1 protein-coding gene is annotated in these 546 nt (G+C 45.6%); it reads left to right on the forward strand.

Features of this window, described 5'->3' with window-relative positions:
- On the forward strand, positions 1-546 hold a 546-nt coding region (locus R7040_RS29230), incomplete at both ends, for a DUF3360 family protein (RefSeq protein ID WP_318098012.1).

Raw genomic sequence — 546 nt, forward strand, 5'->3', positions numbered from 1 at the left:
ACTTCTTAGGTCATCGTATTTTCCAAGAACTTAACTACCCTAAAAAGACTGAAAAAGTACTAATGGACGTTGATGACACAATGACTATGTGTTCTATCCGTCAGATGGTAGGCACAGCGGTAGGTGGTGGTAACATCACTTCATCTTGGGGTACTTACATGATCCCAGCAGCGATTGCAAAACGTCCAATTCCTGGCGGTGCTATCCTTCTTGGTCTTCTGGTGATGATCATCGCGATCCTTGGCTTCCCAATGGACATCGCAGTATGGCCACCAGTAATGCGTGTCGCTCTTCTTGTAGGTGTATCTCTACCTCTACTTGAAGCAGGTATGCAAATGGTGAAAGACTCTAAAGACTCTCAAGCAGCGGGTATCTGTATTTTCGGTTCTGCCGTCGTTAACCCTGTACTAGCATGGGCATTAACAATGCTACTTGATAACAACGGTCTAATTGGTGACAAAGAGCGTGCAGCTCGCCTGTCATTCGTAGACAAGATTGTGATCCCAGTAGGTGTACTTGTTATCTGTTTGGTCGCTATGCTTGCAG

Source organism: Vibrio sp. 1069 (assembly GCF_033340555.1).